This is a genomic window from Arthrobacter sp. A2-55 (genome assembly GCF_025548615.1).
In the GTDB taxonomy this organism is placed as follows: domain Bacteria; phylum Actinomycetota; class Actinomycetes; order Actinomycetales; family Micrococcaceae; genus Specibacter; species Specibacter silviterrae.
Genome location: NZ_JAJLOZ010000023.1, coordinates 15,846 through 34,916, shown reverse-complemented (window position 1 = coordinate 34,916; position 19,071 = coordinate 15,846). Strand labels below are relative to the sequence as shown.

Here is a 19,071-nt window from a genome sequence, read left to right as displayed (position 1 = left end):
GGCTCCTGCCTTGGCCTTATGCAGGCGGCGTCTGGTTCACTGGAGATATGACAATGACAGCAAATACAGCCGTCCCTGGCATCGATGACCAGGAAATCGCAGTCCCGGCAACTGCAGCAGCAATCAACCGCCACCTGGTGGCCCTGGATGTCGACGGCACCCTGGTGGACCACGACGGCAACATGAGCAGCGGCGTCCGCAATGCCGCCCGGGCCGTGGTGGATGCGGGCAACGAGGTTATTTTGGCCACGGGCCGCTCCCTGGGCGCGGTGCTTCCCATCGTGGAAAGGATCGGCCTGGAGCGCGGCTTTGCCGTCTGCTCCAACGGCGGGGTCACCCTCAGGCTGGACCCGTCCCTGGAGCGCGGCTACGAGATCACCGAACGGGTCACCTTCAGCCCCCGTGCAGCGTTGAACACCCTCCGGGCCAAGGTTCCCGGTGCCCGTTTTGCCCTGGAAGACGCCAACGGCAACTTCCTCTCCACTTCGCGTTTTCAGGACGCCAGCTTCGGCATCGAGGCCCAGGGAGTTGACTTTGCCCGCCTGCTCGACGCCGAAGCCGTCCGCGTGGTGGTCAACAGCGCCGAAGCCAGCATGGAGGACTTCTCCGCCGCCATCGAGGCCGCGGGCCTGCACGGCGTCACCTACGCCGTGGGCTGGAGCGCCTGGCTGGACATCGCCGCAAACGGGGTAACCAAGGCCACGGCGCTGGAAAAGCTGCGGGCCCGGCTGGGCATCCACCCCGCCCTGACCGTCGCCGTCGGCGACGGCTCCAACGACATTGAAATGCTCCGGTGGGCCGGCCGAGGCGTGGCCATGGGACAGGCCGACGCCGGCGTGCGGGCCGCCGCCAACGAGGTCACCGGCTCGGTGTACGACGACGGCGCCGCCACGGTCCTGCGCAGCCTCCTGTAGTTGGCCGCCACCGCTTATGGGGCGGGCCGTGACCTTGACGTTGGCCAGGCCCTTGACGGCGTTGGTGACGGTGTTGGAGGAGAACACGTTTCCGCAGCCCCACCCGGCGATCTGCGTGTGGATTTCGTAGCCGTTGGCAAACACGCCCGGCAGTGCGAAGGTGCCGGTGTTGCCCTCGATCAGGTAGTTGTTGCCCTTGACGTCGATCCAGGAATCGCCGGAGTTCTCGCCCGTGATGCCCTGCCCGTCGAAGAAGTTCCCACGAATCACGCCGTCGTAGGTGCCTTCCTTGATGTCAACCGGCTCTGCGGCAATGAACGGCCCAAGGTGGTTGTTGAGCACCTGGACGCGGTCCGAGCCGTCCACGCCGTTGCTGCTGCCAAAGCACTTCCAGTTGGAGTTGGCCGAGCCAATGTAGACCGCCTCGCCGTAGCCGGGCTTCACCAGCCCCGTGTGGGCGATGGTGGAGTTCTTGAGGACACCGTCGCTGGAGGAATCGCGGAAGTGCACGCCTTCTTCCTCAATGCGGGTCATGGAAATGCCGTCAACCGTGACGAAGGGGGAGGCGTCGATGACCAGGCCTTCTTGGAATCGTTGATGGTGAAGCCGGACAGCTCCCAGTGCGGGGCGTGGGAGAGCCACAGCCCGTAGCCGGAATTCTAGCCCTCGGTGGGCGCAGGGCAGGCAGGGGCCGCGCCGGACGTCCCGGAGTTGATGAGAATGCTGTCCGCGGTGCCAACCAGGCGGATCGGCTTTTCCGCCGTGCCCGCCCGTGTGGTGGAGAAGTTGCCCACGTAGGTGCCCTTGGCCAGCTGGATGGTTTCACCCGGGTTGACGATGGACAGGGCCAGTTCCAGCTGAGCGGCGGTCTTGACGGGGATGGTGCGGTGCCCGTTGTCGTTTCCGTGCTGGTTGTTGCCGCTGAGGCTGCCGCTGGTGTTCGCGTTGCTGTTTGCGCTCGTGTTTGCGCCGGGTGCTGTGCCGGACTGCTCATGGCCCAACGGGGCATCGGAAGGGGCGGCCCACCCCGTCCCGGAAGCCTGGTCCCGGCCCCGCACACCAGCCAAAATCAGCGTCACCGTCCCGGCCCTGACCCTCCTCGGCACCAGCGAGGAACCCGGCCACCTCGAAGGCTACGGACCCATCCCACCCGCACAAGCCCGCGAACTCGCCGCCGGCTCCCGCTGGTGGGAACGCCTCCTCACCGACCCCGCCACCGGCTGGACCATCGGACCCTACACACCCGGCCAAACCAAAACCACCACCCCCACCGGCCGCACCTACATCCACACACAAAACACCGAACCCTACCCCTTCTAAAACCGGCACAAAATTGGGGGCGGCGGCCACAAGCGCGTTTGTGCCCGGAGACGGCTCAGTCCAAAGAGGTCCGTTCTGTCAGGACATGCGGCGGCAGCGCCCTTGCACAGATCCGGGCCGCTCCCGGGACGCCCGACTTCATCATGGCCTGCTCAATGACGCGGACCAATGGTGCGGGATCTTGGGAGGTCTCAAAGGTCCAGAAGCCAGGCGCCGACGTCTGTCCGGCCGCCGAAGCCTTGTTGGGCCGGGGGAGGCCCTCGAAGACCACGGCATACTTCCCCCGGACGCCGAGCTTGGTCAGCCGTTTGGCAGCCAACAGTGAGGTCGGGCCAGCTGGGCCGGCGGTCACAGCCATGACGGAGGCGGGGTTCACGTCGGCCCAGGGAAAAACGCGCGTCGTGGACTGCTGGGCATAGGTGGTGACCATTCCGCCGTCGAACACCAACAGTTTGCGGAAGGCGATGGCAAAGGTCAGGGCCCACAAAACCAAACCCGTGAGCACCGACGTCACGAGGAACAGCGGGATGTTCCCAAACCTGTCGGGCGTGGTAGCCGATGATCGCGGCGAGATGACGAACTGCCCGATCACGCCGTACACGAAACCCAGGACCATGCACGGCAGCAGCCAGGTCCAGCGGATCCGCCTCGAAGAGGCAATGTAGACCAGGCCCCCCATCTCCGTGGCCAGCCGGGCCTCCGCCCGCCGCACCAGCCAGTTACGCCCTTCCATCAGGGTCCTTCCCGTAGAGCTTGGGTAATTGTGCGTGCGCCTGGGCCTGCGCCTGTTCGCGCGCAAGAAGGGCGGCGTCCTCCACCGGCTGTCTTCCCTTGGCCAGTCCGGACTCGAGGTCAAGAGGCACGTACCCCGGCGTGTGGTCCACACCGCCGTCGAACAGGCTGGCGATCATGAAGAAGATGTAGAGGGGAAGGAAGGACCATGCAATGGCCCGCCATCCCCCAATCCAGGGTCCTGAAAGCGTGCCGTCGGCGATGCGGACGCTGCGCATGCGCGCCGCCCTATCTCCGGCCAGCCCCCATGTTCCCCAAACCATGCCGTAAACGTAGAGAAGCACAAACCAGAGGACCACCAAGGAAACTACCGGGATGCCGCCGCCTCCCGCCGCGAGCTGGCCGGCGGCCAGCAGCACGGCCAACAGCAAGTAGGCGGCAAGAAACACTGCGCCATCCAGGATGCGGCCCCAGAAATGCCGCGTGGCAGTGGCGCGCACGTAGTAGTGGCCACTGGCGGTGAACTGGCACACGGGGCGGCCATTGGCTGCGTCCACCAGCCGGGTGGGGCCGCCGAACGTATTTTTCTTGGCCATGTCGTCCTTATGTCTTGTGCTGAACGGTGCGGTGCTGATAGGCGCTGTGCAGAAGTTTGGTGCGGGGTGAAACGCGCTGGCCCCGTGGTGCAATGGCTGGCGTAGCCTTGGTCGGGACTACTTCGGCGGGGCGTTTACTGCGCGGTCAGAAGTCCGCTCAACGCTTCTTCGAGGGACGCCGAGGAAACTTCCCGCAGTGACAATGCCAGGGTGCCGTCCCGCAGTTCCGGGGTGAGGACGTGCACCGAGTCCGGGGCCGTGTAGACGGTCAGCGTCCGCACGTCACCGCGATCGGTCTGGAAGACGGCCATGTTGCTGGCTGCCTGTGTTTGTGCCAGCAACCCTGCCTCGCCCGCGGCCTCGAACTCCGCCTCGGTGTAAGCCTTGGGTGCAGACTCCTCGGCTGCGGCGCCGTTGGGATCGGCGAAGGCGGCGAGCCGTTGTGCGGACTGATCCGGGGAAACCACTGTAAAGCCGTGGAGGCCGCTCTCATCGATCTCCTCGAGGAGGGCGCCGTCGTCGTGGATGTAGATGAACAGCCAGCGCTTGCCGGTGGACACCGTCCGCTCCAGGGAAGCCACCTGCCGGCTGGTGCGGCGCAGGGCCAGGGTGCCGGTGATCTCCTCGGTGGCGTGCAGACGCGAAGGCTCGGTCTCGCCTTCGAAGATGACGGGGTAGGCCCATTCCTTGGCCAGCAGGCCTCGCAGGGCCACGCCGCACAACACGTCACGGTCCGCAGTCTGGGCCGAGAGCCAAGGAGTGGGGACGGCCTGTTCGCGTTGGACGCCGTCCAGGGCCGTAATTTCTTCGTCAGTCAGCGTGGGCAGGGCTGTACCTTCCGGGGATGCAAGGCCGAGCACGCCGGCTGCGCATTCCACGTCCCGTTCGGTCCACTGGACTGTGTTTGTGCTCATCAGAAGATCCCTCCCAGGAATTTGCCGACCGACTTGGCCGCACTGCCTATGCCATCCACCACTTTACTGCCGGCGTTTTTGGCCATGTTGCCAACATCCTTGAGACCCTCGCCCAGGTATTTGCCCGGATCCTTGGCGAAGTTGGTGATGCTGCCCCAGTTGTCGGCAACCAGGTTGCCCAGGGCCCAGGCGCCGGCCACGATGCCGGCCCCGATGACAATCGGCGCGCCGATCGGGCCCAACATGGCGGCACCCCCAGCGGTCATCAGCATGATGCTGCCCACTCCGCCCACCACGGACAGCCCCCCTGCCACGCGGTCGCCGTCACCCCGCCAGCCGCCGTGGGGAGGTGAGATCATGTCGTGGATGCCGCCGGCGATATTCAGCGGGGCGGCCAGGCCGCCCGCGAGCCGCATGCCCTTGGAGAATTTGGACGCTTCCTCAAAGGCCGCGCTGTACGGAATGCCCGCCTTGAGATCGTTCAGGACATTGCCGGCCTTGCCACCTGCGCGGAGTTCATCCAGGCCGCCCTTGAGCCACTTCCCGGCGTCGTCCCAATTGGTGAGGACCTCCCTGGTCTTGCCCCACTCATCCAGCCCCAGTCGGTGGTATTTCCAGGCCTGCCAGAGAGGTGAGCCGAGTCCCTTGGCTCCCATGCCGGTGTCGAAGACGTCCTTTAGGACGGGCAGGGCGGCACCCCCGCCGCCGGTCGCGCCGCCACCCAGGCCCGCAGCGGAGCTGGCAGTCTCCTGCTCCTGGGCGTTCTTTCGCAGCAGGTCCGAAACGGTCTGGAGGGAGCAGGCCGTTGAGGCCATGGTGGGCCGGTGGCTGGAATTCCAGGTCTGCCGGAAACGGTCGGCATCCGGGCCCCGCCAGCCGCGGATTGAATTGACGGCACCCGAGATCAACTGGGCCTCCTGCAGCAACGCATGGGAGGCCTTGTCCATGGTCTTGGCGAAATCGCGGAGGTCCGCAACATCCGCACCAATGAATCCGTCCATGTGGGTCCTTACCTTGTTCCGGGTTGCCCGCAGTGGTGCGGCGTGAACATCGTAGGCAGGGCCCGTTGCGCCACGCCATGGGCAGAACTGCCCACGGCCGGTGAACGCAAAAAGGCGGCGCCCCACCGGGATGCCCACCGACCCAATGGCCGGTGGTCCCAGGGGGCGCCGCCGTCGTGCTTGAGGACTAGTGGCCTTCAGCCCCGAATCGCTTGATGGAGGCTTCCAGCTCCGCCTCGGCGGCGGCGCGGTCTGCCCAACCGTCGGCCTTGACCCACTTGCCCGGCTCAAGGTCCTTGTAGGTGGTGAAGAAGTGCTCGATCTCCTTGATCAGGAAAGGATCCAGGTCAGAGGCCTCCTGGATGTGGTCGAAGCGCTTGTCGGCGGGCACGCACACCAGCTTCGCGTCTCCGCCCGACTCGTCCTCCATGTTGAAGATGGCGATGGGGCGTGCATCCAGCACGATTCCCGGGAAGAGGTCGACGTCGGGGTACCAGACCAGGGCGTCCAGGGGGTCGCCGTCCTCGCCCAGGGTGTTGTCAAAGAAGCCGTAGTGCGTGGGGTACTGCATGGAGGTGAACAGCACGCGGTCCAGGCGGACACGGCCCGTCTCGTGGTCAACCTCGTACTTGACGCGTGAGCCGCGCGGGATTTCTATGGTGACGTCATGCTTCATGGGGTGCTCCTCATCAGGTGGACGGCGCGGCTTGGCGCGGCCGATCGCGTAAAATTTCCTCTAGTATGAGGATATAGGCCGATTTTGCTCCACAGAAACTGACTGCTGCGTGCACCGGCCCCACCCACCCCGCGTCATCCGGCCGGGACCCGACCTGCCTGCGCGCTCTGACTGCCGGGCCGCACAGCCCCGAAGGAACACACCAGCACCATGGGACGCACGTCTAAAGTTGTGACGGGCGGATTGCTGGTGCTTGCCCTGGCCGCCGTCACCGTTCCTGCCGGGCTGAACCTGTACCCGGCCCTGCTGCCCCGCGATGCGGCCACCGCCGCCGTAGTCCCCGCAGCCCAGCTGGCCCCCACCACCCTCCAGGGCATTTCCGGCGTCTCCGCGCTTTCCGCGGCTGCGCCGCTGCCGGACCCTGCCGCGCTGACCGCCGGGCTTGACGCGGCGCTGGCGTTCGACGGCGGCACATTCAGCGCCTATGTGGCGGACGCCGCCACCGGGAAGGTCCTCTATTCCAAGGACGGGGACGCCGCCCGGACGCCGGCGTCGAACCTGAAGCTGCTGACGGCGACGGCGGCACTGAAGTCCCTGGGCGCCAACACGCGCATGGACACGTCAGTGGTCCAGGGATCCGTGCCGGGGACCCTGGTGCTCAAGGCCGGCGGCGACTCCATGCTGGCCGCGGGGGAGAGCGATCCCCAGGCCGCCATGGGGCACGCGGGCCTGGCCACCCTGGCCCAAAAGACTGCCGCGGCCCTGGCCGCCGCCGGAACCACCGGCCCCGTCAAGCTGGCCATTGACGACTCCCTGTTTACCGGCCCGGCCCTGAACCCCGGCTGGGACATGGGAGACGTCGACGCCGGCGAAATCGCCCCGATCTACCCCATGGCCCTGTATGGCGGGCGCACCAGCCCCGGCAGCACCTCCGGCCCGCGCCCCCAGGACTCCGCCGTTGCCGTGGCCGAGGCATTTGCCGCAGCCCTGGAGAAGGCGGGGGTTCCCACCACGGGGACCATCACCCGGACCACCGCCGGCACCGGAACCGTCCTGGCCAAGGTGGAATCGGCCACCGTGGCGCAGCAGGTGCAGTACTTGCTGGCCGAATCAGACAACTACGTGGCCGAGGTCATGGCGCGCCTGGTGGCGGTGAAGCAGGGGCAGGAAGCGTCCAACACTGGCGCCGTCACGGCTGTCCGCGCCGTGCTCGCCAGCCTGGGCCTGCCGCTGGACGGCGTCTCCACGGTGGACAACTGCGGGCTGGCCGTGGGCGACCTGATCAGCGCCCACCAGCTGGTGCAGGTGGTTTCCTTCCTGGTGGCCCATGCCGGCACTGACGAGGGCCAGGCCCTGGGTGGGCTGCCCATCGCCGGGCTGACGGGCACCCTCGGCGCACGCTTCACCGGTCCCGTCACGGCAGCCGCGGCCGGCCTGGTGCGGGCCAAAACCGGCACCCTCCACACCGTGTCCACGCTGAGCGGATACGTGGTCAACTCAGAGGGCCGCCTGCTGGTCTTCTCCATCATGGGCAACAAACTGGCGGGCGGGCCGGCGTCGGCCATGCCGTCCATCGACACCGCCGCGGCCATCATCGCCAAGAGCTAAGTCCCATGCAGGGAAGTGTGATCTGATGGGAAACATGAGCCAGCCCAGCAGCCCAGCAGCCCCATCCGCCTCCATGATCAACTGGGAGCTGGCTGCCACGACGGCGGGCAGCCTCGCCCCGGCAGGCCCCGCCATGAACGGCGCCGAAATCGCCAAGGCCGTTGAGAACCTGCACCTCATGGCCGACAAGTCGGTGCCCTACGTCCACGACATCAGCCGCCTGGAGGCCGCTCGCGACCTGCGCGATTCCGAGGTGCTGGTGGTGGACAGGGCCTCCTGGGCCAAGGCCAACACCCAGAGCTTTTCCGTCATGATGGATCCCATCATGACGGCGCTCGCAGCCAAGCAGGCCGCGTCCCGGAACGGCACGTCCGCCGGCGCCCTGGCCGTCAGTTCCACCGTGACCGGGGCCCAGCTGGGCGCCGCACTGGCATTCCTCTCCAGCAAGGTCCTGGGCCAGTACGACCCCTTCGCCGCACTGGCCCCGGCACCCGGCCAGAGCGCGAACGCCCCTGCCCCCGGCGGGCGGCTGCTGCTGGTGGCGCCCAACATTCTCACGGTGGAGCGGGAACTCAAGGTGGACCCGGCCGACTTCCGCCTGTGGGTGTGCCTGCACGAACAAACCCACCGGGTGCAGTTTGCCGCGGCCCCGTGGTTGCGGCACCACATGCTGGGCGAAATTGAAAAGCTCGGTGAATTGCTGGTGGGGGACACTGAAAACCTGGGGGAGCGGCTGTTGCAGGCGGTGAAGGCCATGGGCGGGCGGAAGTCGTCGCCGAGTGGCGGCGACGCGATGCCAAGCCGGGGAGGCATCCTTGACCTGCTGCAGGATCCGGCCCAGAAGGCCGCGCTGTCCCACGTCACCGCCGTCATGAGCCTGCTGGAGGGCCACGCCAACGTGGTCATGGACGGCGTGGACCAGGCCATCGTGCCCACCGTGCGGACCATCCGGCAGCGCTTCAACAACCGTGGGAAGGAGCGCGGCCTGATTGAAAAATTCATCCGCAACCTCATGGGCCTGGATGCAAAAATGCGGCAATACAGCGACGGCGCCAAATTTGTGCGCGACGTGGTGGCCCTGGTGAGCATGGACGGCTTCAACACGGTGTGGGTGCAGGCGGAAAACCTGCCCACCGAACCGGAAATCCACAGTGCACGCCTTTGGGTTGAGCGGATGGGACTCTAAATGCCGGAGGCCGGCATCCGCCCCCGCGGCCGCCTTGACCCGACGGTGGGCAAGGCCCGGAAACTGGTGGCCGGGCTCCTGGGCCTAACCACCACGGGCAGGCGCCATCCTGTGGACAACCCGCCGCTGGTGCTGGTGGGGTGCAGCGGTGGCCCGGATTCGCTGGCACTTGCAGCCGTTACGGCGTTCTTTGCCACCCGCGGCGAAATCCGGGCGGGCGCCATTGTGGTGGACCACCAAATGCAGCCAGGCAGCGCGGAGGTTGCCCAACGGACGGCGGCCCAGTTGCGCAGACTGGGCCTGGATCCCGTGCAGCTGCGGACTGTTGACTTGCACGACGGCGGCGACGGCCCGGAAGCTGCCGCCCGGGCAGCCCGCTTTGCCGCGCTGGACGCGGCCGCCCGTGAGCTGGGGGCGGAGACCGTGCTGTTGGGCCATACCCTGGACGACCAGGCGGAATCCGTACTGTTGGGACTGGCCCGCGGCTCCGGCACACGGTCCCTGGCCGGCATGCGCGAACGCCGCGGCGTTTACTGCCGGCCGTTCCTAGCCCTGCGCCGGGATGAGACATTGGCCATATGCGAGGCCCTGGGCCTGGAGCCGTGGCATGACCCCGCCAACCTCGACGACGCCTACCTGCGCGTGCGCGTGCGGCACCACGTACTGCCGTTCCTCGCGGCGGAGCTGGGCCCGGGAATCGTTGAATCACTGGCGCGCTCGGCAGCCATCCTGGGTCCGGATGCCGACTACCTGGATGAGCTGGCCGGCGCCGAATATGCCCGCATTGCCGAGGCTTCAACCCCAGCCGGCAGCGCTGAACCGGCGGAAATCAGGCTCGGTGAAAATGACTTGGCGGCCCTGGCCCCGGCCCTGCGGATGAGGGTCCTGGCGCTGGCCGCCGTCGCGCTTGGTGGCGTCCAGCCCAGCCAGGAACGGCTGCTGGCGGCGGCAGCCCTGCTGGATCGGAAAGGCTCCGCCGGGCCTGTGCAAATGGCGGGAAAAGTCAGCGCGTACCGAATTTCCCGCAGCCAGGCAGTTCCACACGAGGGCGCCGCCTATGGGAAGCTTGTCCTGAGACGCAGTGCAGGCGTGCCCTAGACTCGCCCGAATACACTGCCCAGCAGCAACACACATGTCACAAAATCCTTCACAAACAGGAGCAATTGGTGGATTCACAAGACGTCCAAGCCGATCTCAAGCACGTTCTCTACACCAAGGAACAAATCCAAACGCGTGTAGCCGAGCTGGCCGCGGAAATCGATGCAGATTACGCCGGCCGCGACGTCCTGCTGGTCGGTGTCCTCAAGGGCGCGGTGATGGTTATGGCCGACCTCTCCCGCGCACTCCACAGCCACATCACCATGGACTGGATGGCAGTGTCCTCCTACGGCTCCGGCACGCAGTCCTCCGGCGTGGTGCGGATCCTCAAGGACCTGGAAACGGACCTCATGGGCAAGCACGTGCTCATTGTTGAGGACATCATCGACTCCGGGCTGACCCTGTCCTGGCTCAAGGCCAACCTCATCTCCCGCGGCCCCGCCTCGGTGGAGATCTGCACGCTCCTGCGCAAGCCGGACGCCGCCAAGGTGGAGATTGACGTCAAGTACGTCGGCTACGAGATCCCGAGCGAGTTTGTGGTGGGCTACGGCCTGGACTTTGCCGAGAAGTACCGCAACCTGGACTTCATCGGCACGCTGGCACCGCACATTTACGAATAGCATCCGCACCGGCTGCGCCCGTTCCCGCTTTGCCCGCCCGTTCCAACGGGGGCGGAAAGCGGGAACGGGCGCATTTTTGGCAATGCGCCGCAATTCGTTATGCCCTCAGGGAACTATTGCCGCTTCCCGTACGTGTTGGACTGTGAACGGTGTAAAGCTAGTATCGCGTGCAAGCGGCTGTGCCGCCGGTCGTTTTTTCACATTGGTTGAGCGGGAGGGACGGGGCCTGGCCCCGAACACATGAAAGTCAAGAAACTCTTCAAGGGTCCATTCATCTGGATCATTGTGGTGGTCATCCTCATTGGCGCAGGCCTGGCCACGCTGGCCGGCGGAGGCCAGACGAAGATCAACACCTCCGACGGCCTGGCCCTGCTGAAGAACGACCAGGTGGTTTCGGCGAAGATCTTTGGCTCCGAGGGCCGGGTGGACATGATCCTCAAGGACGACTACACCACCCCGGACGGCACCAAGGCCGGCAAAACCGTGCAGTTCTACTACGGCGGCTACCGCGCCACCACGGTGGCGGCCGTGATCGACGGCGCGAACCTGAAAAACTTTGACGACCAGCCGGCATCCAACAACTTCTGGTCCAGCATGCTGTCACTGCTGATCCCGTTCGTGCTGATCGGCCTCATCTTCTGGTTCCTGTTCTCCCGCATGCAGGGCGGCGGCTCCAAGGTCATGCAGTTTGGCAAGTCCAAGGCCAAGCTCATCACCAAGGACCACCCCCAGGTCACCTTCAATGACGTGGCCGGTGCCGACGAGGCCGTGGAGGAACTCCACGAAATCAAGGAATTCCTGCAGGATCCGGGCAAGTTTGCCGCCGTCGGCGCCAAAATCCCCAAGGGCGTGCTGCTGTACGGCCCTCCCGGGACCGGCAAGACCCTGCTGGCCCGCGCGGTTGCCGGCGAGGCGGGCGTGCCGTTCTACTCAATCTCCGGTTCGGACTTTGTGGAAATGTTCGTCGGCGTCGGCGCCTCCCGCGTCCGCGACCTTTTCGAACAGGCCAAGACCAACTCCCCGGCCATCATCTTTGTGGACGAGATCGACGCCGTGGGCCGCCACCGCGGTGCCGGCATCGGCGGCGGCAACGACGAACGCGAGCAGACCCTCAACCAGCTGCTCGTGGAAATGGACGGCTTTGACGTCAAGACCAACGTGATCCTGATCGCCGCCACCAACCGCCCCGACGTGCTGGACCCGGCATTGCTGCGCCCGGGCCGCTTTGACCGCCAGATTCCCGTGGAAGCTCCGGACCGACTGGGCCGCGAGCAAATCCTCAAGGTCCACTCCAAGGGCAAGCCCATGGCACCCGGCGTCGACTTGAACGCCGTGGCAAAAAAGACGCCAGGTTACACCGGCGCCGACCTGGCCAATGTGCTCAATGAGGCCGCCCTCCTCACGGCCCGCTCCAACGCCCAGCTCATTGACGACCGTGCCCTGGATGAATCCATTGACCGCGTCATGGCCGGGCCGCAAAAGCGCACCCGCGTCATGAAGGAACTGGAACGCAAGATCACCGCCTACCATGAGGGCGGCCACGCCCTGGTGGCGGCGGCCATGCACAACACGGCGCCCGTCACCAAGATCACCATCCTGCCGCGCGGCCGTGCCCTGGGCTACACCATGGTGGTGCCGGAGGATGACAAGTACTCGATCACCCGCAACGAGCTGCTGGACAACATGGCCTACGCCATGGGCGGGCGTGTGGCGGAGGAAATCGTGTTCCACGACCCCTCCACCGGTGCCTCCAACGACATCGAAAAGGCCACCGGCACGGCCCGCGCCATGGTCACCCAGTACGGCATGAGCGAACGCATTGGCGCCGTCAAGCTCGGCGCCGGCGCGGGTGAGCCCTTCCTGGGCGCCGGCGGCGGCAGCGAGCGGGACTACTCCGAATCGGTGGCTGCCATCGTGGACGAGGAGGTGCGCAAGCTCATCGACCAGGCGCACGACGACGCCTACGAGGCGCTCATCATGAACCGCGACGTCCTGGACCGGCTGGCCCTGGAACTGCTGGAGCGCGAGACCCTGAACCAGGCTGAGATTGCGGAGATCTTCGCCGATCTGCGCAGGCCGGCCCAGCGCAAGGTTTGGCTGTCCAAGGAGTCCCGGCCGGTCTCCGAACTGCCCCCCGTGGTCACCGAAAAGGAACGCCGCGAGGCCCTGGCTGCCGGTGAACCGTCCCCCGATTCCGTGGCGCCGCAGGACCAGCTGGCCAACGCCCACATGCAGGGCGAAGTGGATGCGCCGGGGCATGTGCCCGGCCGCGATCTGGGCAAGCCCGACGGCGAACAACTCCCGGGCCGGCCGCAATAGCGGATAGGATCACACCCGTGACCAATTTCGACGAACCCCACTTCACTGCGCCCGCCGCCCAGGCTTCCCCCCCGGACGGCCACGGCGGGCACATGGACCTGCCACGCATCGAGGCGGCAGTCCGTGAAATCCTGCTGGCCGTGGGGGAGGACCCTGACCGCAGCGGGCTGATGGACACGCCCAAGCGGGTGGCCAAGGCCTATGCCGAGGTTTTTGCCGGGCTCCACCAGGATCCGGGCGAAGTTTTGGGCACCACCTTTGACATCTCCCACGAGGAAATGGTGCTGGTGAAGGACATCCCGTTCTACTCCACCTGTGAGCACCACCTGGTGCCCTTCCACGGCAGCGCCCACGTGGGCTACATCCCGTCCTCCGACGGCCGCGTCACGGGGCTGAGCAAGCTGGCGCGGCTGGTGGACATTTACGCCAAGCGGCCCCAGGTCCAGGAACGCCTCACCAGCCAGATCGCCGATTCCCTCGTGGCGCACCTGAAGCCGCGCGGGGCCATCGTTGTCATTGAATGCGAACACATGTGCATGTCCATGCGGGGCGTGCGCAAGCCAGGGGCCAAAACCGTCACCAGCGCGGTGCGCGGCCTGCTTCACGAGCCCGCAACGCGGGCCGAGGCCATGAGCCTGATTCTCGGAAGGTAACACCACAATGGATTCCCTCGCAGCCGCACCGGGCACCGGTCCGGCCACCTCCCCGCTGCCCGTGCTGCGGGCACGCACCGCCATGGCAAGCTTTGCCGCCCTGCCCACCGACCGCACGCTGGTGATGGGGATCCTCAACTGCACCCCCGACTCCTTCAGCGACGGCGGCGAATACGACTCCATTGACACCGCCATAGCCCACGGCCTGCGGATGTTCTATGGCGGCGCGGACATCATTGACGTGGGCGGGGAGTCCACCCGGCCCGGCGCCCTGGATGTGGATGAGGAGGAGGAGCAGCGGCGGATCATGCCCGTCATTGCCACGCTTGCCAAGGCCGGCGCCCTGGTCAGCGTTGACACCCGCCACGCCTCCACCGCGGCGCTGGCGCTCGACGCCGGTGCCGGGCTCATCAACGACGTATCCGGCACCAATGTCAACCCTGACATGATCGCCCTGATCGCCGAACGCCAGGTTCCCTACGTGCTGATGCACAGCCGCGGCGATTCACGCCACATGGATTCGCTGACCACCTACACGGATGTGGTGGACGACGTGGTGCGTGAGCTGGGCGAAGTCCGCGAACGGTTCTATGCAGCAGGCGTGAAGCCGGAAATGCTGATTGTGGACCCGGGCATCGGCTTCTCCAAGAACGCCGAGCAAAACTGGGAACTGCTCGCCAACCTCCACCGGGTGGCGGAAATGGGCAACAAGGTTCTGGTGGGCACCTCCCGCAAGCGCTTTTTGGGCTCGCTGCTGACCACGGCAGGCAAGGCCGCGGCCCCCAAGGAGCGCGACGACGCCACCTCGGCCACCACCGCCCTTGCCGCCGCACAGGGGGTCTGGGGCGTCCGCGTGCACGACGTCGGTGCGAGCCTTGACGCTGCCAAGGTCGCCGCCCGCCTGCTGGTGGGAGGGCGCAACCGTGAGGCGCGCCTGGCCGGGCAGGCCGGGGCCGCCCTGTGAGCCGGCCCGACACCATCACCCTGACGGGCATCACGGCCATTGGCTACCACGGCGTGTTTGACCACGAAAAACGCGACGGCCAGCCGTTCATTGTTGACGCCGTGCTGCACGCGGACCTGGCCGAGGCGGCCGCCACTGACGACCTCGCCCACACCGCCCACTACGGCGAGGTGGCCGAGGCCATTGCCGCGCTGATCCGCGGGGACGCCTTCGACCTGATTGAAACCCTGGCCGTGCGCATTGCCGAACGCATCCTGGCGGACTTCCCCCCGGTCTCCGCCGTCGAGGTGACCGTGCACAAGCCCAAGGCACCCATCCAGGTGCCGTTTGGCGACGTGAGCATCAACGTTTTCCGGAGCAGGGCATGAGCGGGCCAGGCTCCTGGACGCGGGCCATCCTGGCCCTGGGCAGCAACCTCGGGGAACGGCGCGGAACCCTCTCGGCCGCCGTCGCCGACCTGGTGGACCGCCCCGAAGTGCGCCTGGTGGATGTCTCGCCGGTGGTTTCCACCAAGCCCGTGGGCGGACCCGAGGGCCAGCCCGACTTTTTGAACATGGTCATTGCGGTGGACACCACGCTGGCGCCGCTGGAACTGCTGGCCCACTGCCAGGGCGTGGAACTGGCGCACCACCGCGAACGCAAGGTCCGCTGGGGTGCGCGCACCCTGGACGTGGACATCATCACGTACGGCGAGCTGGTCAGCGACGACCCTGCCTTGACGCTGCCGCATCCCCGGGCTGCCGGGCGGGCCTTTGTGCTCTACCCGTGGTCCCTCATGGACCCCGGCGCCGTCCTCTCCGGCCAGCCCGTGGCCGCCCTGGCCGCGGCCGCGGCGGACATGGCCGGGATTGAACATGCCGAGCTGGAACCACCGGGCCTTGGCACGGCGCTGCCCTAAGGAAAAAACTGTACGGTTGAATCATGACAAGCAACGCAAACGGGTGAGGCAATCATGAAGGGCACAATGCGGACCATCCGGCCTGCATGGCTGGTGGTGGTGACAATCGTCCTGGCGGCGGTTGGGTGGGTGGCAACGGAGCTGACGCAGCGGGCCAGCCTTGCCCTGCCCGTGCTGCCACTGAGCTCACTGGCCACGATGGGACTCATCGTGGCCGTATGCCTGATCCTCGGCTTCAAGGTCCGGCGCTGGCGCGACGGAAACCGCAACAAGCACCTGGACCCGTTGCTGGCGGCCCGCACACTGGTCCTGGCCCAGGCCTGTGCCTACGCCGGCGCCGTGCTGCTGGGCTGGCATGCGGGCATTCTGCTGGACCAGCTGCCCACCATTTCCCTGCGCCCCGACCTCGCGGTCATCTGGCACATTGTGGTCATGATGGGGGGAGGCGCGGCCATGGTGGCCGCGGGCCTGGTCGTGGAACGTTTTTGCAAGCTGCCGCCGGAGGACACCGACGCGGCGCCGAAGCCGCGGGAGAAACGTGAAGGACGCGGGGAGGAAGAGTTTGCCTAGCCTCGAACACGGGAACCGGCACCAGGGAAGCGCCATTGACCCCGCGGATGTCACCTTCCTGCGCGTCTCCAGCAAGCTCATCACGGCCCGGCTCATCCAGCGCGGGCTGGGCGGGCTGGCGATTCTTGCCGTCTCGGCGCTTCCCCTTGTCTTCCTCAGCTCCGGCGTGTGGCCGGGCTTTCCTGCCTGGCTGGCCTGGGCTCTGCCATCCGCCGCACTGCTTGTTGTTGTGTGGGTGCTGGCCCTGGTGCCCCGGCAGGTGCACGCCATTGGCTACGCTGAACGCAATGAGGACCTGCTGATCCGCCACGGCATCATGTTCCACCGGATCATGGTGGTGCCCTACGGACGCATGCAGTACGTTGACGTCACCATGGGGCCGCTGGAGCGCCTGCTGGGCCTGAGCACCATCCACCTCCACACGGCCTCCCCCGGCACCAACGCCCTGCTGTTCGGGCTCCCCGCCGCGGAGGCCGCCCGCCTGCGCGAACAGCTGTCCGCGCGCGGTGAGGCGAAACTGGCCGGGCTGTGAACGCCCAGCCCCCTGTCGGCCTGGACGGCCGGCCGGGCCGGGAGGGCTTCCGCACCGACGGGCCCGAAGACTGGCACCGCGTCCATCCCGTCTCGCCGCTGGTGCGCGGCTGGGTGGCCGTGGCGGCCGTGCTGTTCATTTTTGGCCGCAACTCCCTGGACACGCTTTTTTCCGGCGGGCCCCGCGGGCAGGGCGGGCAAGGCCTTGCCGCCGGCGCCCCCGTGGGCGCCGTGCTCGCCGTGGTGGGTGCCGCCGTGGTGGTTTTCGGCCTTGGCTTCTTCCTTTCCTGGCGTTTTACCCGCTACCAGGTGACCGACCGCGACGTCCACATCAACTCCGGCGTCATCTTCCGCCAGCAGCGCCGCGCCCGCATCGACCGGGTGCAGGCCATCGACGTGGTCCAGCCCCTGGTGGCGCGTGCCTTCGGCCTTGCGGAGCTGAAGTTTGACGTGGCCGACGGCGGCAAGTCGGCGTTCAAGCTGTCCTTCCTCAAGCTGGCCGAGGCCAAACGGCTGCGCGCGGCCATCCTGGCCCGGGCAGCCGGCGTCGCCATCGACCCTGACGCCCCGCAGGATGTCACCGAGGCGCCCGAACGGGCGGTGCTGTCGCTGTCCCCGGGGCGCATCATCGGCTCCGTGGTGTTTGGCAGCCTGACCATTGTGGTCATTGCCGCGCTGGCGGCCGCCGTCGTGCTGGCCGTCTGGAGCCGGGAAATCGGCGTGCTGATCGGCTTCGTTCCCATCTTCATCGGCTTCGGCGCCTCCTACTGGAAGGCCATCACCGGCGACTTCAACTTCCGTGTGGCACTCTCGCCCGACGGCGTGCGGCTGCACTACGGGATGCTGGAAACCCGTGCCCAGACCATCCCCCCGGGCCGGGTGCAGGCAGTCGGCATCAGCCAGGGCCCCCTCTGGCGGCCGTTTGGCTGGTACCGGGTGCACGTCAACGTGGCCGGCTACGGCGACGACCGCTCTGACCACGGCAACCGTACGGTGCTGCTGCCTGCAGGGACGCTCGATGAAGTCATGGCCGTGCTGGCCCTGGTGTTCCCCGACCCCGGCGTGGACAACCCCTTTGACGTGTTCACGGCCGGGCTCAAGGGGCCGTTTGAGGGTCACGGCTTCATCCACAGCCCCCGCCCGGCCCGCTGGATTGACCCGCTTGCCTGGCGCCGCAACGCCTACTGCGCCACCCGGACCGCCCTGCTGTGCCGGCACGGCTTCTTTTTCCGCCGCCTCCAGGTGGTCCCGCACGAGCGCACCCAGTCACTGAGCCTGCGCCAGGGCCCCCTCATGGCAGCTCTTGGCCTAGTCGACTTTGAACTTCATTCCACCGCCGGCCCCATCCGCCCGGTGGTCCGCCACATGGCAGCCGACGCCGGGCGCCGCCTCTTCGACGAACAAGCCCTCCGTGCCGCCACCGCCCGGCGCATCCACCGCTCCGAGCATTGGCTGGCGCCGGCGATGGACCCCTTCATCCCACCAGCCCCGCAGGAGAACAACCATGGCCATTAAGCCCGGACGCCTAGGCGTGGGAATCATCGGCGCCGGCAAGGTGGGGGCGGTGCTGGGTGCGGCGCTGCGCGCTGCCGGGCACGCCGTGGTCGGGGTGGCGGCAGTGTCCGAGGCATCCCGGGACCGGGCCGAACTGCTGCTGCCCGGCGTCCCCGTCCTGGAGATCCCGGACATTGTGGAACGCTCGGAGCTGGTGCTGCTGGCCGTGCCCGACGACGCCCTGCCGGGGCTGGTTTCCGGCCTCGCCGCCACAGGGGCGTGGCAGGTGGGCCAGCTCGTGGCGCACACGTCAGGGCGCTACGGCACGGGCGTGCTGGCCCCCGTCAAGGCTGCAGGCGGCATCCCGTTGGCCCTGCACCCGGCCATGACGTTCACCGGCATGAGCCTGGACCTGACGCGCCTGCTGGACTGCACCTTCGGCGTCACGGCCGATGCGCCCATGCTGCCCATCGCCCAGGCCCTTGTGGTGGAAATGGGCGCCGAGCCCGTGGTCATTGCCGAGGCAGACCGCGTCCTGTACCACGCCGCCTTGGCACACTCGGCAAACCACCTCGTGACGCTCGTTGCCCAGGCCGCGCAAATCCTGGGCGAGATCGGCGTCGAGGCGCCCAACCAGGTCCTGGGCCCGCTGCTGCGCGCCGCGCTGGAAAACGCGCTGGCGTCGGGGGAGCAGGCGCTCACCGGGCCCGTGGCGCGGGGGGACTACGGCACCGTCGCCGCCCATACGCAGGCGCTGCGCGAACACGCCTTGGACACCTCCGCCACGGACATTGTGGACGCGTACCTGGCGCTGTCCTCCGCTACGGCGGTCCGGGCCGCGCGCCGCGGACTGCTGTCCGCCGAGGCCTACCTGGGCGTGCAGGCCGCCCTGGGCATGGACGACGGCGGCACGGACGTCAGCGGCGCGCCCGACGCGCAGCACCCGCAGGAACCAACCACCGAAGAAAGCGATTGAC

The 19,071-nt window shown here is 67.3% G+C and carries 22 protein-coding genes; 16 read left to right on the top strand and 6 right to left on the bottom strand.

What is annotated here, in order from left to right:
• Positions 1 to 47: 47 nt before the first annotated feature.
• Together LPN03_RS08385 and LPN03_RS08380 are read left to right on the top strand one after the other, a co-directional pair.
• Complete coding sequence (locus LPN03_RS08385; protein ID WP_165180450.1) at positions 48 to 914, top strand: HAD family hydrolase; 867 nt, start codon at positions 48 to 50, stop codon at positions 912 to 914.
• Positions 915 to 1,565 (top strand): hypothetical protein, encoded by a 651-nt coding sequence (locus LPN03_RS08380; RefSeq protein WP_165180449.1) that lies wholly within the window; start codon positions 915 to 917, stop codon positions 1,563 to 1,565.
• A gap of 8 nt (positions 1,566 to 1,573) precedes the next feature.
• Here LPN03_RS08380 and LPN03_RS08375 read toward each other — a convergent pair whose 3' ends face one another.
• On the bottom strand, positions 1,574 to 1,915 hold the full coding sequence (locus tag LPN03_RS08375; RefSeq protein ID WP_262453871.1) for a hypothetical protein: 342 nt from the start codon (positions 1,913 to 1,915) through the stop codon (positions 1,574 to 1,576).
• Here LPN03_RS08375 and LPN03_RS08370 point away from each other — a divergent pair.
• Positions 1,893 to 2,234: a hypothetical protein gene (locus LPN03_RS08370; RefSeq protein WP_262453870.1), complete on the top strand. Its 342-nt coding sequence runs from the start codon at positions 1,893 to 1,895 to the stop codon at positions 2,232 to 2,234. The genes LPN03_RS08375 and LPN03_RS08370 overlap by 23 nt on opposite strands.
• A 55-nt stretch (positions 2,235 to 2,289) precedes the next feature.
• Here the strand turns inward: LPN03_RS08370 and LPN03_RS08365 are convergent, their stop codons facing one another.
• From LPN03_RS08365 to LPN03_RS08345, 5 genes are all read right to left on the bottom strand, one after another.
• Positions 2,290 to 2,967: a hypothetical protein gene (locus tag LPN03_RS08365; protein ID WP_262453869.1), complete on the bottom strand. Its 678-nt coding sequence runs from the start codon at positions 2,965 to 2,967 to the stop codon at positions 2,290 to 2,292.
• Positions 2,954 to 3,562 (bottom strand): hypothetical protein, encoded by a 609-nt coding sequence (locus LPN03_RS08360; protein WP_165180445.1) that lies wholly within the window; start codon positions 3,560 to 3,562, stop codon positions 2,954 to 2,956. Before LPN03_RS08360 ends, LPN03_RS08365 begins: the two co-directional genes overlap by 14 nt.
• A gap of 134 nt (positions 3,563 to 3,696) precedes the next feature.
• Entirely contained in the window at positions 3,697 to 4,476 is a 780-nt protein-coding gene (locus LPN03_RS08355; protein ID WP_165180444.1) for a hypothetical protein, read from the bottom strand.
• Positions 4,476 to 5,477, bottom strand: a complete 1,002-nt coding sequence (locus LPN03_RS08350; RefSeq protein ID WP_165180443.1) for a WXG100 family type VII secretion target — start codon at positions 5,475 to 5,477, stop codon at positions 4,476 to 4,478. Before LPN03_RS08350 ends, LPN03_RS08355 begins: the two co-directional genes overlap by 1 nt.
• A 187-nt stretch (positions 5,478 to 5,664) precedes the next feature.
• The gene (locus LPN03_RS08345; RefSeq protein ID WP_165180442.1) at positions 5,665 to 6,153 is read right to left on the bottom strand and encodes an inorganic diphosphatase; all 489 of its coding nucleotides are present in this window, start codon (positions 6,151 to 6,153) and stop codon (positions 5,665 to 5,667) included.
• A gap of 210 nt (positions 6,154 to 6,363) precedes the next feature.
• On the opposite strand from LPN03_RS08345, the gene dacB reads away from it, so the two are divergent.
• The 13 genes from dacB (at position 6,364) to LPN03_RS08280 (ending at position 19,070) form a co-directional block, all read left to right on the top strand.
• Complete coding sequence (dacB, locus tag LPN03_RS08340) at positions 6,364 to 7,761, top strand: D-alanyl-D-alanine carboxypeptidase/D-alanyl-D-alanine-endopeptidase (protein WP_165180441.1); 1,398 nt, start codon at positions 6,364 to 6,366, stop codon at positions 7,759 to 7,761.
• 25 nt (positions 7,762 to 7,786) lie between these two features.
• On the top strand, positions 7,787 to 8,947 hold the full coding sequence (locus LPN03_RS08335; protein ID WP_262453868.1) for a zinc-dependent metalloprotease: 1,161 nt from the start codon (positions 7,787 to 7,789) through the stop codon (positions 8,945 to 8,947).
• Positions 8,948 to 10,045, top strand: a complete 1,098-nt coding sequence (tilS, locus tag LPN03_RS08330; protein ID WP_165180439.1) for a tRNA lysidine(34) synthetase TilS — start codon at positions 8,948 to 8,950, stop codon at positions 10,043 to 10,045.
• A gap of 68 nt (positions 10,046 to 10,113) precedes the next feature.
• Positions 10,114 to 10,665: a hypoxanthine phosphoribosyltransferase gene (gene hpt, locus LPN03_RS08325; RefSeq protein WP_165180438.1), complete on the top strand. Its 552-nt coding sequence runs from the start codon at positions 10,114 to 10,116 to the stop codon at positions 10,663 to 10,665.
• Positions 10,666 to 10,905: 240 nt separating this feature from the next.
• Positions 10,906 to 12,984 (top strand): ATP-dependent zinc metalloprotease FtsH, encoded by a 2,079-nt coding sequence (ftsH, locus tag LPN03_RS08320; RefSeq protein WP_165180437.1) that lies wholly within the window; start codon positions 10,906 to 10,908, stop codon positions 12,982 to 12,984.
• A gap of 17 nt (positions 12,985 to 13,001) precedes the next feature.
• Positions 13,002 to 13,637, top strand: coding sequence for a GTP cyclohydrolase I FolE (folE, locus tag LPN03_RS08315; protein ID WP_165180436.1), 636 nt, complete (start codon positions 13,002 to 13,004; stop codon positions 13,635 to 13,637).
• A gap of 7 nt (positions 13,638 to 13,644) precedes the next feature.
• Positions 13,645 to 14,601 (top strand): dihydropteroate synthase, encoded by a 957-nt coding sequence (gene folP / locus LPN03_RS08310; protein ID WP_165180435.1) that lies wholly within the window; start codon positions 13,645 to 13,647, stop codon positions 14,599 to 14,601.
• Entirely contained in the window at positions 14,598 to 14,969 is a 372-nt protein-coding gene (gene folB, locus LPN03_RS08305; protein ID WP_165180434.1) for a dihydroneopterin aldolase, read from the top strand. Before folP ends, folB begins: the two co-directional genes overlap by 4 nt.
• Positions 14,966 to 15,499 (top strand): 2-amino-4-hydroxy-6-hydroxymethyldihydropteridine diphosphokinase, encoded by a 534-nt coding sequence (folK, locus tag LPN03_RS08300; RefSeq protein ID WP_165180433.1) that lies wholly within the window; start codon positions 14,966 to 14,968, stop codon positions 15,497 to 15,499. The genes folB and folK overlap by 4 nt, the downstream gene beginning before the upstream one ends.
• A gap of 66 nt (positions 15,500 to 15,565) precedes the next feature.
• Positions 15,566 to 16,069: a DUF3180 domain-containing protein gene (locus tag LPN03_RS08295; protein ID WP_165180499.1), complete on the top strand. Its 504-nt coding sequence runs from the start codon at positions 15,566 to 15,568 to the stop codon at positions 16,067 to 16,069.
• Positions 16,062 to 16,601, top strand: a complete 540-nt coding sequence (locus tag LPN03_RS08290; RefSeq protein WP_165180432.1) for a PH domain-containing protein — start codon at positions 16,062 to 16,064, stop codon at positions 16,599 to 16,601. Before LPN03_RS08295 ends, LPN03_RS08290 begins: the two co-directional genes overlap by 8 nt.
• Positions 16,598 to 18,115 (top strand): PH domain-containing protein, encoded by a 1,518-nt coding sequence (locus tag LPN03_RS08285; protein WP_165180431.1) that lies wholly within the window; start codon positions 16,598 to 16,600, stop codon positions 18,113 to 18,115. The genes LPN03_RS08290 and LPN03_RS08285 overlap by 4 nt, the downstream gene beginning before the upstream one ends.
• Positions 18,105 to 19,070 carry a Rossmann-like and DUF2520 domain-containing protein gene (locus tag LPN03_RS08280; protein WP_262453866.1) on the top strand — a complete coding sequence of 322 codons (966 nt, stop codon included), beginning with the start codon at positions 18,105 to 18,107 and terminating at the stop codon, positions 19,068 to 19,070. Before LPN03_RS08285 ends, LPN03_RS08280 begins: the two co-directional genes overlap by 11 nt.
• Position 19,071: the final 1 nt, after the last annotated feature.

Bases quoted from the DNA above. Each gene is read 5' to 3' on its own strand.
- LPN03_RS08345 (WP_165180442.1), bottom strand. From the start codon at position 6,153: ATGAAGCATGACGTCACCATAGAAATCCCGCGCGGCTCACGCGTCAAG.
- LPN03_RS08360 (WP_165180445.1), bottom strand. From the start codon at position 3,562: ATGGCCAAGAAAAATACGTTCGGCGGCCCCACCCGGCTGGTGGACGCA.
- LPN03_RS08350 (WP_165180443.1), bottom strand. From the start codon at position 5,477: ATGGACGGATTCATTGGTGCGGATGTTGCGGACCTCCGCGATTTCGCC.
- tilS (WP_165180439.1), top strand. From the start codon at position 8,948: ATGCCGGAGGCCGGCATCCGCCCCCGCGGCCGCCTTGACCCGACGGTG.
- LPN03_RS08295 (WP_165180499.1), top strand. From the start codon at position 15,566: ATGCGGACCATCCGGCCTGCATGGCTGGTGGTGGTGACAATCGTCCTG.
- LPN03_RS08280 (WP_262453866.1), top strand. From the start codon at position 18,105: ATGGCCATTAAGCCCGGACGCCTAGGCGTGGGAATCATCGGCGCCGGC.
- LPN03_RS08355 (WP_165180444.1), bottom strand. From the start codon at position 4,476: ATGAGCACAAACACAGTCCAGTGGACCGAACGGGACGTGGAATGCGCA.
- folK (WP_165180433.1), top strand. From the start codon at position 14,966: ATGAGCGGGCCAGGCTCCTGGACGCGGGCCATCCTGGCCCTGGGCAGC.
- LPN03_RS08385 (WP_165180450.1), top strand. From the start codon at position 48: ATGACAATGACAGCAAATACAGCCGTCCCTGGCATCGATGACCAGGAA.
- dacB (WP_165180441.1), top strand. From the start codon at position 6,364: ATGGGACGCACGTCTAAAGTTGTGACGGGCGGATTGCTGGTGCTTGCC.
- LPN03_RS08335 (WP_262453868.1), top strand. From the start codon at position 7,787: ATGGGAAACATGAGCCAGCCCAGCAGCCCAGCAGCCCCATCCGCCTCC.
- LPN03_RS08365 (WP_262453869.1), bottom strand. From the start codon at position 2,967: ATGGAAGGGCGTAACTGGCTGGTGCGGCGGGCGGAGGCCCGGCTGGCC.
- ftsH (WP_165180437.1), top strand. From the start codon at position 10,906: ATGAAAGTCAAGAAACTCTTCAAGGGTCCATTCATCTGGATCATTGTG.
- folP (WP_165180435.1), top strand. From the start codon at position 13,645: ATGGATTCCCTCGCAGCCGCACCGGGCACCGGTCCGGCCACCTCCCCG.